This is a genomic window from Nonomuraea sp. KM90, from assembly GCF_052246675.1.
Classification (GTDB): Bacteria; Actinomycetota; Actinomycetes; order Streptosporangiales; family Streptosporangiaceae; genus Nonomuraea.
In genome coordinates, this window is the sequence record NZ_JBQQCB010000080.1 from 35027 (window position 1) to 51196 (window position 16170).

Sequence of the window (16170 nt, forward strand, 5' to 3'; positions counted from 1 at the left end):
TTCATAACTGTACGTGATGGGGGTTGCCGCAGGATCCTGGTGTCATGGACGGATTCCTCGACGAGACCTGCGGAGGAGTGACGGAGCTGCGCGTGCACGGAGTCTCCGGCACGCCCCCGGCCGGCATCCTGAACCACCCCCATCCCCGGCTCGTCGCGGGCGACGGCACCACCGGGTTCTACCGCCGCTGGTGGGCGGGCGGCAGGCCGGCCGGCGGCCACCCCGACGTGCCGGGCGTCCGCCACCGGGAGGCGTACGCCTGGGGCAACCTCACCTCCGGCGGCCGGACGATCGCGCTCTGGCTGCTCCTGCTGCCGTTCTCGCTGGCGAACCTGTCCTACTTCATGCTCCCCAGGCCGGCGGGCGGGGCCCGGCTGCGGCACGTGACGGAGGCGGCGCAGCGGCTGTTCGCCCTGTTGCTCACCGGCACGCTCGTCGGCGCCGTCACCCGGGCCGCCGTCGACCTCGTCGGCTGGCAGTGCACCGCCGCCGGCCGGGCCTGCGCGCAGGACACGGCCCCGGTCTGGGTGCACTGGCTGGCCGCGCTGTGGGGTCACGAGCCGTCCCGGCGGCTGGCGGTCACCGCGCTGGTCCCGCTGCTGGTCGTCGTCCTGCTGTGGTGGATCGCCCGGCGCACCTGGCAGCGCGACGAGCGCACGGTCGTACCGGCCCCCGGCAGGCCGGCCGAGGGGGCGCCGCGCGACGGCGGGCCGCTGGCCCGGCCCCGGCTGTGGCACGGCGGCGCGCCGGTGTGGCGGCTGCGGGTCGTGCACGTGTCCTTCGCCGTCGCCTCCATCGGGGTGGCCGTGGCGGCGCCGTTCGCGGGCACGGCCCGGGGGCTCGTGCTGACCGTGGCCAACGCCGGGGTGCAGCTGGCCGCGGCCGTGCTGGCGGCGCTGCCGTGGATCGCCCGGCGGCTGGACCCGCACTCGGGGGAGCGGGAGCCGGAGTGGCTCACGTTCGCCTGCCGGGCGCTGCGGGTGGCGGCGCCGCTGGTGTTCGTGGCCACGATCGGGGCGGCCCTGGCCGGGTTGCCGCCCGCCGCCGTGGCCGCGGGGTCCGCGTGGCAGCTGCCCGGCGTGGGGATTGGAGCGTTCCAGCTCGGGCTCACGGTCGGGCTCGGCCTGTTCATTCTCGTCGCCACCTGCGTGCTGGCGCGCATGGACCGGCCGGGCCCCGGCGGCGGGCGCTGCGAGCGGCGGGCGATGGGCGGGCTGGCCGCCTGGTTCGTGCTGATGGCGGCCGCGGGCAGCGCGAACGTCCTGGCCCTCGGCGTGCTGTTCTGGACCGCCACGTTCTTCGGCGTCCCGGGGACCTCCGCCGACCCGGGGCCGCCGGGCCGGCGGTTGTTCCTCGACGACGCCGTCTGGTGGACGGCGGCCCTGGTGCCGCTGCTGGCGCTGGGCCTCGTCGCCCTGGCGGGCGTGCTCCACCTGATCCGCAGGGCCGAGGCGGCGCGGCTGGTCCCCGGGCTGAAGGCGTACTACGGCCAGCGCGACGACGCCGAGGTGGTCGCCGCCAAGTGGGCGCTGGCCTCCCTCACCGACCGCGCCGGGATCGTGCTGGGCGTGCTCACCGGGATCGGGGTGGCCGGGTCCGTGGTGGTGACCGTGATCCACCGGCTGCGGCTGTTCACGCCCGACGGGGGGATCACGGGGCTGCTCGCCTCCGTCGGGAGCTGGGCCATGGTGGCGATCATCGCAGGGCTGGTGCTGCTCGGCCGCCGCACGTACAGCGACTCCCGGCTGCGCAGGACGATCGGCATCCTGTGGGACGTCTCCACGTTCTGGCCCCGGGCCATCCACCCGCTGTCGCCGCCCTGCTACACCGAGCGGGTCGTGCCCGAGCTGATGGCCCGGGTCGGCCGGCTCGCCAGGACCGAGCGGGACGAGGTCGTGCTGTCGGGGCACAGCCAGGGCAGCGTCATCGCCGCCGCCCTGGTGCTGCAGCTCGATCCCGAGCTGCGGGCGCGCGTCAGGCTGCTCACGCACGGCTCGCCGCTGGGCCGCCTGTACGCGCCGTACTTCCCCGCCTGGTTCGGCGGCGCCGGACCCGTGGCGGTACGCGACGCCGTGTCCTGGTGCAACCTCTACCGGCTGAGCGACCCCATCGGTGGGCCCGTCTTCCGGCCGGCCGACCCCTTCGCCGGGGAGCGGCAGGACGAGGTGGACCGGTTCTGCTGGGACCCGGCGCGGCCCGGTCCCGGGGAGCCGCTGCCCGAGGCGCGATGGCACTCGGACTACTGGCTCGACCCGCCCTACGACGAGGCCCTCAACCGGTTGATCACCGTCAAACCCGCCGCCTGAGCGGCCGGGCGGGTAGGGTTTCCCGCGTCCCGGGTCGATCGCCATGTCCGGATGGGGGCTGACGATGAGATGGGTGCTGCTGCTGGTCGCTTCGGCGCTGTGGTGGTCGTTGCCGGTCGCCGCCCGGGCGGACGACACCGCCACGGGTGAGGCCGGGGGGCGGGTGGCGTTCATCGGGGTGCCGGGGCTGCTGTGGGACGACATCGATCCCCGGGACACGCCGCGCCTGTGGGAGCTGGCCGGGCAGAGCGGGCTCGGGTCCGTCTCCGTCAAGACCGTCGGCACCGTGACGTGCCCGTACGACGGGTGGCTGACGGTGTCGGCGGGCGTGCGCTCGGCCGTGGGCCGGCGCTGCGGGCTGCCGCCCGAGCCGATCGCGCAGGGGCAGGGCGCGATCGTCCCCGAGGTGCGCGAGCTGCTCGGCACCCGCGACGGGACCTACGCGGGCACGCTCGGCACCGCCGTGCACGCCGCCGGTGAGTGCACGGCCGCCGTCGGCCGGGGCGCGGCCCTGGCGCTGGCCGACAAGGCGGGCCAGGTCGACCTGTACGCCTCCGAGCCGGCCGCGCTGGGCGACTGGGCGCGCTGCCGGGTGCTGGCGGTGGACGTGGCCGCGCTCGTCGAGCCGTACCTGGAGGACGGCAGGCTGCCGCAGGACCCGGAGGCGATCTCGCCCGAGCGGCGCCGCGACCTGGCCCGCCAGGCCGACTCCGAGGTGGCGGCGGTGCTCGACCGGCTGCCCGCCGGCACCGAGGTCGTGCTGGCCGGGATCGGTGACCACGGCTCCGTGCCGCACCTGCGGGTGGCCATGTGGAAGCGCCCCGGCATCACCGACCGGACCGGCGGCGCCGGATCGCCGGGCGGCGAGGGGGCGGCCGGCGGAACGGGCGGATCGCCCCCGGGGGAGGGGCCGTCGATCGGGACGAACTCCACCCGCCGTGACGACCTCGTGGTGCTGCCCGACATCACGCCCACGATCCTCACCGCCGCCGGCCTCGCGCCGCCCGCGACCGTGGTGGGGCTGCCGTGGCGGCTGGGCGACCCCGTCACCCCCGCCGACCTGGTCAGGGCCGACACGGCCGGGGTCAGCGTGCGCGGCACGACGGGCGTCTTCTTCACCGCCTTCGCGATCCTCCAGGTCGGCTTCTACGCGGTGGCGTACTTCCTGCTGTCGCGCCGCAGGCGGCTCGGCCTGGTCGGCACCGCCGCGATCGTGCTGGCCTGCGTGCCGGTCTCGACGTACGCGGTGAACCTGCTGCCGTGGGACCGAAGCCCGTACGTGGTGGTGACGCTGATCGGCGGGGTGCTGGCGGGCACCGCGCTCATCGCCGCCGTCGCGCTGCTGGGCCCGTGGCGGCGCGACCCGCTCGGGCCGCCCGCCGCCGTGGCCGCGATCACCGCCGCGGTGCTCGCCGGTGACCTGCTGACCGGGACGACGCTGCAGTTCAACAGCCTCATGGGCTACACGGCGGTGGTGGGCGGGCGCTACTACGGGCTGGCCAACATCCCGTTCGCGCTGCTGGCCACCGCCGTGCTCATGGTCACCGCCATCGCGGCCGAGCTGCTCGTCCGCGCCGGGCACCGGCGGCCGGCGGTGGCCGGGGTGGCCGGGCTGGGCGTGGCCGCGACGCTGCTGGCGGGCTGGCCCGGCGTGGGCAGCGACTTCGGCGGTGTGATCGCGTTCGTGCCGGGCATCGCCGTCACCGCGCTGCTGGTGGCGGGCCAGAAGGTGTCGGTGCTGAAGCTGGCCGCCTTCTGCGTGCTGGGCGGGGTGCTGGTGTCGGTCATCGCCGTGCTCGACCACCTGCGCCCGCCGGCCGCGCAGACGCATCTGGGCCGGTTCGTCGGTCAGGTGCTCGACGGGACGTTCCTGCCCATGATCGCGCGCAAGCTGGGCGCCATGCTGAACACCCTGCTCTCGCCCAACCTCATGCCCATCGTGCTGGCCGGGCTGGCCTTCCTGGTCTTCGCCGTGCTGCGGCCGGGGCAGGTGAGCGCGGGTGTGGTGCCCAGGGCGTTCGCGCAGGCGCCGATGCTGCGGGCCGGGCTCGTCGGGGCGCTGGTCAGCGGCGTGGTGGGGATGCTCGTCAACGACTCGGGCACCGCCGTGCTGTCCATGGCGGTGGCGCTGGCCGTGCCGCTGGTGCTGCACGCCGGGGTGCGCTCGTCGGAATCGCCCGCGGGAGAGGCCGAACGGCCAAGATCTGAAATTTTCTTTTAGTTCACTCTCAAGTCTTGAAAGTTATATCCACGAGCGATTGAGTTCGGTCGTGCAGACCCTCCGATTGCTGGCCGCCGCCGCGCTCGTGTTAGGCCCCATGGCCCTCAGCGCGCCCGCGCAGGCCGACCCCGCTCCCCCCGCAGAGGACGCCCTGGAGGCGTCCTCTTATCCTGCGCCGTCCACGCTGCTCGCGCGGGCCACCGCGGCCCAGCCGCGGCTGGAGACGGCCAAGAGGACCCGCCCGGTCGCGCCGGGCATCTCGCTGACCTCGTTCGACACCTATGACGCGCTCGGCTGGTTGCGCGCGGACGCGGTCACCGCCGACCTCGGCGGAGCCAAGGCCGACTACGTGTTCTCGGGCGAGGTGTCCAAGACCGAGCCGCTGTCCGGGCCGGCCAGGCGCTCGCGCGCGGTCGCGGCCGTCAACGGCGACTTCTTCGACATCAACAACTCCGGCGCCGCCCAGGGCATCGGCGTCCAGGACGGCAAGCTGATCCAGTCTCCGGTCACCGGCCACGAGAACGCGGTCGCGGTCACCGGGGACGGCGTCGGGCGCGTGCTCCAGATGTACTTCGAGGGCACCGCCACCCCGGCGGGGGGTTCGCCGATCACGCTGACCCAGTTCAACCAGATCGTGCGCAGCGGCGGCGTGGGGCTGTTCACGCCGCTGTGGGGCTCCTACAGCCGGGCCCGCGCCGTCGAGGGCGCCACGTCCGTCGCCGAGGTCGTCCTGGTCGACGGGGTGGTCTCCGAGGTACGCACGTCCGCCGGCACCGGCCCGATCCCCGCGGGCACCACGATCCTGCTGGGCCGCGACGCCGGGGCCGCCGCGCTGTCCGCGCTGAGGCCCGGCGACAAGGTCGACGTGAAGTACCAGCCCAAGCCCTCCGACGGCAGCTCGGTCAAGGCCGCCGTGGGCGGCAACTGGGTGCTGGTCAAGGACGGCGTGGTGCAGAACTCGACCGACCCGGCCGCGCACCCGCGTACCGCCGTCGGGTTCTCCGCCGACGGCCGGAAGATGTACCTGCTGACCGTGGACGGCCGCCAGGTCGACAGCCGCGGCGTCACGCTGAACGAGCTGGCCGCCATGATGGCCGACCTCGGCGCCGCGAACGCGCTCAACCTCGACGGCGGCGGCTCCTCGACCATGCTGGCCCGCGAGCCCGGCTCCGCCGACGTGCAGGTGGAGAACAGCCCCTCCGACGGCGGCGAGCGGCACGTCCCCAACGGCCTGGCGCTCTACGCGCCCGAGGGCAGCGGCAAGCTCAAGGGCTTCTGGCTGGAGACCGCGAGCGACCCCGCCAAGGCGCCGGGCGTCGGGCCCGTGGCCGGCGGCCGTCCCGAACGCGTCTTCCCCGGTCTCACCAGGCGGCTGACCGCCGCCGGTTACGACGAGACGTACGGCCCCGCCGCCGGCACCCCGTCGTGGCGGGCGAACCCGGCCGTGCACGGCGTCGTGCGCGACGGGCGCTTCCACGCCCTGATCCCCGGCCCGACCACGGTCACCGCCTCGCGCGGCAACGCCAAGGGCAGCATCGACCTGACCGTGCTGCAGCCCCTGGAGCGGCTCGGCTCCACCGCCGACCGGCTCGGGATGGCCGGCGAGGGCGGCGTGGCCACGTTCGGCGTGGTCGGCTACGACCGCAACGGCAACTCCGCGCCCATCGAGCCCGGCGACCTCACGCTCGACTACGACCGCGACCTCTTCGAGGTCACCGCGGCCGAGCAGGGCTACTTCACCGTCAAGGCCAAGCAGGCCACCGGCTCCGGCCTGATCACCGCCAAGGTCGGCAAGCTCGGCACCGCCGTGCCGGTGACGGTCGGGTTCGAGGCCAAGCCGGTCGCCGACTTCGAGGACGCGGCCACCTGGACGTTCGCCGCCGCCCGCGCCACCGGCTCGCTGTCGGCGGCGCCCGGGCAGAGCGGGGGCGGGCTCAAGCTCTCGTACGACTTCACCACCTCCACCGCCACCCGGGCCGCCTACGCCAGCCCGCCGCAGCAGATCGTGGTCGAGGGGCAGCCGCAGGCGTTCGGGCTCTGGATCAACTCCACCGGCAAGGGGGAGTGGCCGAGCCTGGAGTTCTACGACGCGCTCGGGCAGTCGCAGATCCTGCGCGGGCCGTACATGACCTGGACCGGCTGGAGGTACGTCGAGTTCACCGTGCCGCCCGGCGTCAACTACCCGCTCAAGCTGCGGCGCTTCTACGTGGCCGAGACCAAGGCGGACGTGAAGTACACCAACGAGATCCTCATCGACGGCCTGGTCGCCAAGGTGCCGCCGTCGGTCGAGGCCCCGGCCGTGCCCAAGGTGGCCGACCCGGTGGTCAGGAGCGAGGTGTCGAAGATGCCGTGGCGGTTCGCGGTCATGTCGGACGCGCAGTTCGTGGCCAGGGACCCGGACAGCGACATCGTCAGGAACGCGCGCCGCACGCTCCAGGAGATCAAGGCCGCCAAGCCCGACTTCCTGGTGATCAACGGTGACCTGGTGGACGAGGCGTCGCCCGAGGACTTCGCGCTGGCGAAGAAGATCCTCGACGAGGAGCTCGGCGGAACGGTGAAATATCACTACATTCCGGGCAACCATGAGGTCATGGGCGGCAAGATCGACAACTTCAAGGCCGCCTTCGGCGACACGTACGGGACCTTCGACCACAAGGGCACTCGCTTCATCACCCTGGACACCTCCCGCCTGAACCTCCGGGGCGGCGGCTACGACCAGGTGGCCATGCTCCGCTCCGAGCTGGACGAGGCGGCCGAGGACGCCTCGATCGGGTCGGTCACCGTGCTGTTCCACGTGCCGCCGCGCGACCCGACGCCCGGCAAGGGCAGCCAGCTCGGCGACCGCAAGGAGGCCGCGCTCGTGGAGGGCTGGCTGGCCGACTTCCAGCGCACCACCGGCAAGGGGGCCGCGTTCATCGGGGCGCACGTGGGGACGTTCCACGCCTCCCACGTGGACGCGGTGCCGTACTTCATCAACGGCAACTCCGGCAAGAACCCCGCCACCGCCCCCGGCGACGGCGGGTTCACCGGGTGGTCGCTGTGGGGCGTCGACCCGGTGACCCGGGCCGAGGCCGAGCACGTCAGGCGGAACTGGTTCGCCGACGCGCCCGACTGGATCGGCACGCAGGTCAGCCCGCACGTGGACGACCTCACCCTCACCGTCCCGGCCACGGTCGCGGTCGGCGCGCCGGCCACGGTGACGGCCGCGGTCGAGCAGGGCGTCAGGACGGTCCCGGCCGCGTACCCCGTGTCGGTGAAGTGGTCCGGCTCGCCGAACCTGCACGTCGGCCCGCGCAAGACGGCCAAGCCGTGGCACGTGGCCGTCCTCGACCCCGCGACCGGCACGCTGACGGCGCTGCGCGCCGGACAGGTGACGGTGGCCGTCACGGTCAACGGCGTGACGCGGCAGGCGGGCGTGGCGGTGAGCGCCAGGGCCGCCGCCTGACCGCAGGTCCACCAGGGCCCCGCGGGACGATCTCCGTCCCGCGGGGCCCTTCCGTGTTCGTTTCCGTGTTCGTCTCCGTGTTCGTCCCGCCGGGTCGCGGGAAGGGGGCCGGGGTACGAGGTCGTGGGAAACGTCACCGGGGGAGGATGACCGATGTCCGTCGAGCTCGATCTCGTGCCCACCGCGCTCACCCAGGCCATCGACGAGCTGCCGCTGGTGGACCACCACGTCCACGGGGCCAGCTCGCACGACCTGTCGCGCACGGCGTTCGAGGAGCTGATCACCGAGTCCGACCGGCCGGTGCCGGAGTGGATGACCCAGTTCGACTCCCAGATCGGGTTCGCCATCCTGCGCCACTGCGCGCCCGTGCTCGGGCTGGAGCCCTTCTGCGCGCCCGAGGAATACCTGGCCCGGCGCGCCAGGCTCGGCGCCGCCGAGGTCAACCGGCTGCTGCTCGGCGCCAGCGGCATCGGGCACTTCCTGGTCGAGACCGGCTACCGGGGCGAGGAGCTGCTCGGGCCGTCCGGGATGGCCGAGGCCAGCGGGTCGCCCGCCGACGAGGTGGTGCGGCTGGAGAGCGTGGCCGAGCAGGTGGCCGCCGCCGGGTGCCAGGCGGGCACGTTCGCCTCGCGGTTCGGGGAGGCGCTGCGGGAGCGTACGCGGACGGCGCGCGGGCTCAAGACCATCGCCGCCTACCGGTGCGGGCTCGACTTCGACCCCGCGCCGCCCTCCGCCGAGGAGGTCACCTTCGCCGCCGGGCGGTGGCTGGCCGACGGGGGCGGGCGGGTGCGCGACCCCGTGCTGGTGCGGCACATCGTCTGGGCGGGGCTGGAGCGGGGGCTGCCGCTGCAGTTCCACATCGGTTTCGGCGATCCCGACGTGGACCTGCGGCGGGCGGACCCGCTGCTGCTGCGCGGGCTGATCGAGCTGGCCGAGCCGACAGGGGTGCCGCTGGTGCTGCTGCACTGCTATCCGTACCAGCGGCAGGCGGGGTTCCTGGCGCAGGCGTACCCGCACGTGTTCTTCGACGTGGGGCTGGGCGTCAGCTAAACGGGGGCGCGGAGCGCGGCGCTGGTGGCGGAGAGCCTGGAGGTGGCGCCGTTCTCGAAGCTCCTCTTCTCCTCCGACGCCTTCGGGCCGGCCGAGCTGCACCACCTGGGCGCCCTGTTGTGGCGGCGGGCGATGGCGCGGGTGCTGGGCGGGTTCGTGACCGACGGGGAGTGGTCGCTCGACCAGGCGCTGCGGGTGGCCTCCATGGTGGGGGGCGGGAACGCGCGCCACGTCTACGGCCTCGGGGCCGGGGGATGAGGAAGGACGCGTTGATGGGGTCGTTTTCCTAGAGGTGGATGGATGAACGTGGACGGGCACCGTACGGGTGCGGACGGGAGCCGGGCGGACGCGGAGGAGGCGTTGCGGGCGGCGCTGAGCCGGGAACTGCCCGCCGCCGTGGCGCTGAGGCGGGAGCTGCACGCCCTGCCCCGCGTGTCGGGGCATGAGGGGCCGACGCTCAAGCAGGTGCTCGACGCGCTGCCCGGCGGGGCGGTCGAGCACGTGGCGGGCACCGGCGCCGTGCTGCGGATCGGCGGGCCGGGGCCGGCGGTGGGGGTGCGCGGGGAGCTGGACGCGCTGCCGATCGTCGAGCGCACCGGAGTGCCGTGGGCGGCCACCAACGGCGCCATGCACGCCTGCGGCCACGACGTGCACCTGGCCGCCGTGGTGGCGCTCGCCCGCGCCGTCGCCGCCACCGGGCCGGAACTCGCCACCGACCTCGCCATCGGCCCGGAGTCCGCCATCGGCCCGGAGCTCGCTCCCGAGCCGGAGCCCGTCCCCGGGATCGGGGCGCGGGCGGTCGCGCCGCTGCTGGTCGTGCTGCAGCCGCGCGAGGAGACCTACCCCTCCGGCGCGCTCGACGTCGTCTCCTCCGGCGTGCTCGAACGGCACCGCGTGCACGCCATGATCGGCGCCCACGTCCAGCCCGTGCTGCCCGAGGGCACCATCGCCTGCACCCCCGGGCCGGTGAACGCCTCCTCCGACGAGTTCAGGGTGACCGTGCGAGGGTCGGAGGGGCATGCCGCGTACCCGCACCTCACCCGCGACCCGGTCCTGGCCATGGCGCAGGTGATCGTGGCCGCGCAGCAGCTCGTCAGCCGGGCCGCCGACCCCATGACGCCGACCGTGGTGACGTTCGGCACCGTCACCGCGGGCACCACGCCCAACGCCGTGCCCGGCGAGGCGGTGGCCAGGGGCACGCTGCGGACCATGTCGGAGGGCTGGCGCGAGCGGCTGCACCGCCGGTTCACGCAGGTGGCCGAGGACACCGCCAGCGCGTACGGGTGCGTGGCCGAGGTCGAGATCCTGCCCGGGGAGCCGATGCTGGTCAACGACCCGGCGCTGGCCGTACGCGCGGGGGACAGGCTGCGGGAGCAGGGGTGGGCGGTGACCGACGAGCTGCGGTCGTGCGGGGCCGACGACTTCGCGCGCTACGGGGACGTGACGCCGTCGCTGATGATGTTCGTGGGCGTGGACATCGGGGACACCGGGGCCGGCCTGCACAGCCCCGGGTTCCTGCCGGGCGACGCCGCCGTGGGGGCGGTGGCGGAGGCACTGCTGGCCGGTTATCTCGCGTCGTCGAGAGCCGGGTGCACGTCCGTGCGGGACCTGCCCCCTTCCTCCCAGTACGGACACAAAACTCATCGCTGACGAAACCGCCTGGAACCTCTAGGCTCGGCGGAGATGGATCTCGAAACTTTCAGCCCCGGTTCGGGCCGACTCGAACCCAGGGCCGCACTCGATTCCGACGCGCCCGCTCTCGACCTCAACGGGACGTGGCGCTTCCGCCTCTCACCCACCGCGAACGCCCCCGAGGACTTCGCCGGGCCCGACTACGACGACGCGGCCTGGGACGACCTCCCGGTCCCGTCCCACTGGGCCCTGCACGGACACGGCGCCCCGGCGTACACGAACGTCTCCTACCCCATCCCCATCGACCCGCCCCGCGTCCCCGACGAGAACCCGACGGGCGACTACCGCCGCGCCTTCGACCTGCCCGAGGGCTGGACGGGCGGCCGGCTGCGGTTCGAGGGCGCCGAGTCCTTCGCCCGCGTCTGGCTCAACGGGCACGAGCTGGGCTTCTCGACCGGCAGCCGGCTGCCCGTCGAGTACGACGCCGGTCCGCACCTGAGGCCGGGCCGCAACGTGCTGGCCGTGCGCGTGCACCAGTGGTCGGCCGCCACCTACCTGGAGGACCAGGACATGTGGTGGCTGCCCGGCATCTTCCGCGACGTCACGCTCACCCGCTCCACCGCCGACGTCTTCGTGCGCGCCTCCTACGAGGACGGGCGCGGCACGCTGAGCTTCGACGGCCCCGGCACGCTGAGCGTCCCCGAACTCGGCGTCGAGGGGCTGGAGCCGGGCACGGAGGTCACGGTCGAGGTGGAGCCGTGGACGGCGGAGACGCCGCGCCTGTACGACGCGGCGGTGACCGCGCCGGAGGAGACGGTACGCCTGCGCGTCGGCTTCCGCACGATCTCCATCGTGGACGGCGTGCTCCTGGCCAACGGCCGCCCGCTGCTGCTCAAGGGCGTCAACCGGCACGAGTTCCACCCCGAGCACGGCCGCGCGGTGCCGTACGCGACGATGCGCGAGGACGTGCTGCTGATGAAGCGGCACAACGTCAACGCCGTCAGGACCAGCCACTACCCGCCGCACCCCGCCTTCCTCGACCTCTGCGACGAGCTGGGCCTGTGGGTGATCGACGAGTGCGACCTGGAGACCCACGGCTTCGGCCAGGTCGGCTGGCGGGCCAACCCCACCGACGACCCTCGCTACGCCGACGCGCTGCTCGACCGCATGCGCCGCATGGTCGAACGCGACAAGAACCACCCCAGCGTCATCATGTGGTCGCTCGGCAACGAGGCCGGCGTCGGCCGGAACCTGGCCGTCATGGCGGACTGGACGCGCGAGCGCGATCCGTCCAGGCCGCTGCACTACGAGGGCGACCGGTCGTGCGAGCACACCGACGTCTACTCCCGCATGTACGCCTCCCACGCCGAGGTCGAGGCCATCGGCCGGCACGAGGAGGACCCGCTCGAAGACGCCCGGCTGGACGAGCGGCGGCGCGGGATGCCGTTCCTGCAGTGCGAGTACGCCCACGCCATGGGCAACGGGCCCGGCGGGCTGGCCGAGTACCAGGAGCTGTTCGAGCGCTATCCGCGCCTGGCCGGCGGGTTCATCTGGGAGTGGATCGACCACGGGCTGGCGCATCCCGAGTACGGGTACGCCTACGGCGGCGACTACGGCGAGCCCGTGCACGACGGGAACTTCGTGATCGACGGGCTCGTGTTCCCCGACCGCACGCCGTCGCCCGGCCTGATCGACCTGAAGAAGGTGTTCGAGCCGGTCAGGTTCGAGTTCGGCGACGGGTTCGTGCGGGTCGTCAACGGCTACGGCTTCACGGACCTGTCCCACCTGCGGTTCGTGGCCACCGTGCAGGTGGAGGGCGAGACGGTCGCCGAGCACCGCCTCGACGTGCCCGCGGGCGGCGGCGAGTGCAAGCTGCCCGACACCGCGGCCGGGCCGATCGGCGAGTGCTGGCTGACCGTACGCGCGGAGCTGGCCGCCGACCAGCCCTGGGCGGAGGCGGGGCACGAGGTGGCGTGGGGGCAGGCGATGCTGGCCCGGCCCGAGTCCCGGCGGGTGGACACCCTGCTGGCGTTCGCGCGCGCCGGGGGCGAGCTGACCGCGGGCGACTGCGCGTTCGACGCGGTGACGGGGCGGCTCGTCCGGCTGTTCGGGCGGGAGGTGGACGGGCCCCGGCTCGACCTGTGGCGGGCCCCGACCGACAACGACCGCTACGGCGGCCTCGAGGCCACGTGGCGCGCGCTCGGCCTGCACCGGCTCACCCAGCGGGTGGACGACGTCTCCCTGGACGACGGGCTGACCGTGCGGACCCGCGTCGCGCCCGCGGCCACCGACCTCGGGATGTGGGCGACGTACCGATGGACCTTCGACGGCGGGTTGCGGCTGCTGCTGGACGTCGAGCCGGAGGGCGAGTGGCGCGACCCGATCCCGCGGATCGGGGTCACGATGTCGCTGCCGGGCAGCGTGGTGGACCGGGTGACGTGGTTCGGGTCGGGGCCCGGGGAGGCGTACCCGGACACGGGCATGGCCGCCCGCACCGGCCGGTGGTCGGCCACGGTCGAGGAGCTGCAGACGCCGTACGTCTACCCCCAGGAGAACGGGCACCGCGCCGACGTGCGGTGGGCCGAGCTGGGCGGGTTCAGGGTGTCCGGGGAGCCCACGTTCGGGCTGACCGCGCGCCGGTGGAGCACCGCCGAGCTGGCCGCCGCCCGCCACCGGCCCGACCTGGTGGCGGGGGAGCGGCTGTACCTCCACCTGGACCTCGCCCACCAGGGCATCGGCACGGCGACCTGCGGGCCGGGCGCGCTGCCGGGCTACAACCTGATGGCACGACGGGCGACACTCCGGCTCCGCTTCGACCCGGCGTGACCCCGAAGGGCCGGGCCCCACGCGGACGTGGGACCCGGCCCTCGGCCTTCGGTGCGTCGGCACCTTCCGGCACCTTCCAGCGTCTTCCAGTGGTTTTTTCAGTCCGGGACGGTGAGGACCGTGCCGGCGCCGACCGTGAGGCCGCCCTCACGGATGGCGAACCCGAGCCCAGGCTCGAGCGCGACCGCCTTGCCCAGCGCGACCGCCACCTCGACCGTGTCACCCGGCCGGGCGCTCTCGCCGTCGGGCAGGACGAGCTCCCCCGGCACGTCCGTCGTGCGCAGGTAGAACTGCGGCCGGTACCCGGACGCGATCGGCCGGCGCCGCCCGCCCTCCTCCGGAGTGAGGAGGTAGACGCGGGCGGTGAACGACCCGAGAGCCCGCTGGCTGCCCGGCTCGGCCAGCACCATGCCCCGCCGTACCTGCTCGCGGCGAACCCCGCGCAGCAGCACGGCGGCGTTGTCGCCGGCCTCGCCCCGCTCCATCGTCTTGCCGAACGTCTCCACCCCCGTCACGACGGCGGAGAAGCCGTCACCGAACCCGACCACCTCGACCGTGTCGCCGACCTGGACCGTGCCGCGCTCGATGGCGCCGGTCACGACCGTGCCGCGGCCGGTGACCGTCAGCACGTTCTCGACCGGCATGAGGAACGGCGCGTCCACGTACCGCACGGGCACGGGGATGTGCTCGTCCACCGCCTGGAGCAGCGCCTCGACCGACGCCGTCCAGACCGGGTCGCCCTCCAGCGCCCGCAGCCCGGACACCCGGACCATCGGGACGTCGCGGTAGCCGTGCTCGGCCAGCAGTTCCTGCAGCTCCAGCTCGACCAGGTCGGTCAGCTCCGGGTCGGCGCCGTCGGCCTTGTTGACGGCCACGACCAGGTGCTCGACGCCCACCCGCTTGGCGAGCAGCACGTGCTCCCTGGTCTGCGGCATGATCCCGTCGTGCGCGGACACGACCAGGATCGCGCCGTCGAGCTGCGCCGCCCCCGTGATCATGTTCTTCACGTAGTCGGCGTGGCCCGGCATGTCCACGTGGGCGTAGTGCCTGGTGGCGGTCTCGTACTCGACGTGCGAGATGTTGATCGTGATCCCCCTGGAGGCCTCCTCCGGGGTCCGGTCGATCCGCTCGAACGGCGTGTACGTGGCCTGCCCGCGCGCGGCCAGCACCTTCGTGATGGCGGCCGTCAGCGTGGTCTTGCCGTGGTCGACGTGGCCCATGGTGCCGATGTTGAGATGCGGCTTGTTCCGTACGTAGGCCTGCTTGGCCATGGTTCCTTCCCTCGAACCTGAAGTGGATGCGTGACCCGTCAGGGCCGGTCAACCTCCCCCCGCCGGGTCACTTCAGGACTTACGGGAAGAGGTCAGCGCTCCAGGCCGTCGCAGGCACGCCCGAACGCGCCCGGCAGTGCGGGCGTCGCGTGGTGAGCGTGCAGGAACATGAGGAACATAGTGCGGGCATTAGCATCCGACCGCAACGAATTATTCCGCGCCCCGAAACGCTCGCGACGTTGATCGTCTGTCGGAGGTTTCCCCTAGGCTTTCTGCCGGTCACGCAGACAGGCCGGGACAGATGGGGAAGGACGACGACGGATGACGACCGCCGCCCTCGACGGCATCGACGACATCGACTGGGGCTCCCTCGAGCACGCGTACGGCTCGGCGGAGGACGTGCCGCAGACCCTGCGGGACGCCGTCGGCGAGGACGACGGGGTGGCGGAGGAGGCGATCGACGAGCTGTTCGGCAGCGTCTTCCACCAGGGCACGCTGTACGGCGCGACGCCGTGGGCGGTGCCCTTCATCGCCCGGCTCGCCGCCGACCCGGGCACCCGCAGGCGCCATCGGCTCGTCCACCTGCTCGGCGCGATCGCCTCGACCGACGACGCGGCCCCCGAGGTGCTGGAGGACGTGAGCGCGGCCCTGGCCCGCGAGACGGGGCGGCTGCTGCCGCTGCTGGACGACCCCGACGCCGAGCTCCGGCACGCCGCCACCTACCTGCTCGGCAACCTGCCCCGCGAGTCGGCGGCCGAGGTGATGCCGGCGCTGCGGGCACGGCGCTCGCGGGAGAGCTCGCCGTACGTGCTGGCGGGCCTGCTCGCCGCCGCCGCCCGCCTCGACCCGCCGGAAAGCGCCGCCTGGCTCACCGCCGAGCTGACACCGGATCGGCCGTCCGCGGGCGGGGATGACGGGCGCCCCTTGGAGGGGCGGTGGGCGGGCGGGGCTGCGGAGGCCGCCTTGGACGGGCCGTCCCCGGTTCGGAACGGTGAATCGACGCCCGATCAGCGGGCCGCCCTCCGGGCCGGTGCGCTGTGGGCCATCGCCGACGCCGGGCTCCCGTGGCCGGACACGACCTCCGAGCTGCTCGTCGGCTACTGGTCGAACGGGGAGCAGCCGCTGAAGGGCTGGGTGTGGTCGGGCGACCCCTTCGGCGAGATCGTCTCGCACCTCGGCGGCCTGGCGTTCACCGAGGTCTGCGCCGCGCTGCTGGAGCGGGGGACCGCCGAGGCCGCCCGCGCCGCCGTCGACGCTGCCTACGACCGGGGCGCGCGGTCGCGCTCGGCCCGCGCGGAGCTGGCGCCCCTGCTGGCCGCCGCCGTCAGCCACCCCGACCTCACCGTCCGCACCGCCGCCGTGGCAGCGGTCAGGGACCTCTCGGCAGCCGCACCAGCGACCGTCGACATCCTGGCCACC

Annotated in this window: 8 protein-coding genes and 1 pseudogene; 8 read left to right on the top strand and 1 reads right to left on the bottom strand. The window is 74.0% G+C overall.

Annotation, left to right across the window (positions count from 1 at the left end):
- Nucleotides 1-44 precede the first annotated feature (44 nt).
- The 7 genes from ACTWPW_RS44425 to ACTWPW_RS44455 all read left to right on the top strand — a co-directional run bounded on the left by ACTWPW_RS44425 (nucleotide 45) and on the right by ACTWPW_RS44455 (nucleotide 13480).
- The gene (locus ACTWPW_RS44425) at nucleotides 45-2306 is read left to right on the top strand and encodes a hypothetical protein (RefSeq protein WP_443172262.1); all 2262 of its coding nucleotides are present in this window, start codon (nucleotides 45-47) and stop codon (nucleotides 2304-2306) included.
- A 64-nt stretch (nucleotides 2307-2370) separates the two neighbouring features.
- Entirely contained in the window at nucleotides 2371-4527 is a 2157-nt protein-coding gene (locus ACTWPW_RS44430; RefSeq protein ID WP_443172263.1) for a hypothetical protein, read from the top strand.
- Between the two features lie 49 nt (nucleotides 4528-4576).
- Nucleotides 4577-7972 carry a phosphodiester glycosidase family protein gene (locus tag ACTWPW_RS44435; protein WP_443172264.1) on the top strand — a complete coding sequence of 1132 codons (3396 nt, stop codon included), beginning with the start codon at nucleotides 4577-4579 and terminating at the stop codon, nucleotides 7970-7972.
- 153 nt (nucleotides 7973-8125) lie between these two features.
- A complete protein-coding gene (locus ACTWPW_RS44440; protein WP_443172265.1) occupies nucleotides 8126-9022 on the top strand; it encodes an amidohydrolase family protein in 897 nt (298 codons plus the stop codon).
- Nucleotides 9023-9046: 24 nt separating this feature from the next.
- Nucleotides 9047-9280: a hypothetical protein gene (locus tag ACTWPW_RS44445; RefSeq protein WP_443172266.1), complete on the top strand. Its 234-nt coding sequence runs from the start codon at nucleotides 9047-9049 to the stop codon at nucleotides 9278-9280.
- 42 nt (nucleotides 9281-9322) lie between these two features.
- Nucleotides 9323-10672, top strand: coding sequence for a M20 metallopeptidase family protein (locus ACTWPW_RS44450; RefSeq protein WP_443172267.1), 1350 nt, complete (start codon nucleotides 9323-9325; stop codon nucleotides 10670-10672).
- A 33-nt stretch (nucleotides 10673-10705) separates the two neighbouring features.
- Nucleotides 10706-13480: a glycoside hydrolase family 2 TIM barrel-domain containing protein gene (locus tag ACTWPW_RS44455; protein ID WP_443172268.1), complete on the top strand. Its 2775-nt coding sequence runs from the start codon at nucleotides 10706-10708 to the stop codon at nucleotides 13478-13480.
- A gap of 98 nt (nucleotides 13481-13578) precedes the next feature.
- Here ACTWPW_RS44455 and tuf read toward each other — a convergent pair whose 3' ends face one another.
- Nucleotides 13579-14751, bottom strand: coding sequence for an elongation factor Tu (gene tuf / locus ACTWPW_RS44460; RefSeq protein ID WP_443172269.1), 1173 nt, complete (start codon nucleotides 14749-14751; stop codon nucleotides 13579-13581).
- Between the two features lie 321 nt (nucleotides 14752-15072).
- On the opposite strand from tuf, the pseudogene ACTWPW_RS44465 reads away from it, so the two are divergent.
- Nucleotides 15073-16170, top strand: a pseudogene (locus tag ACTWPW_RS44465) (hypothetical protein); the annotation flags it as partial.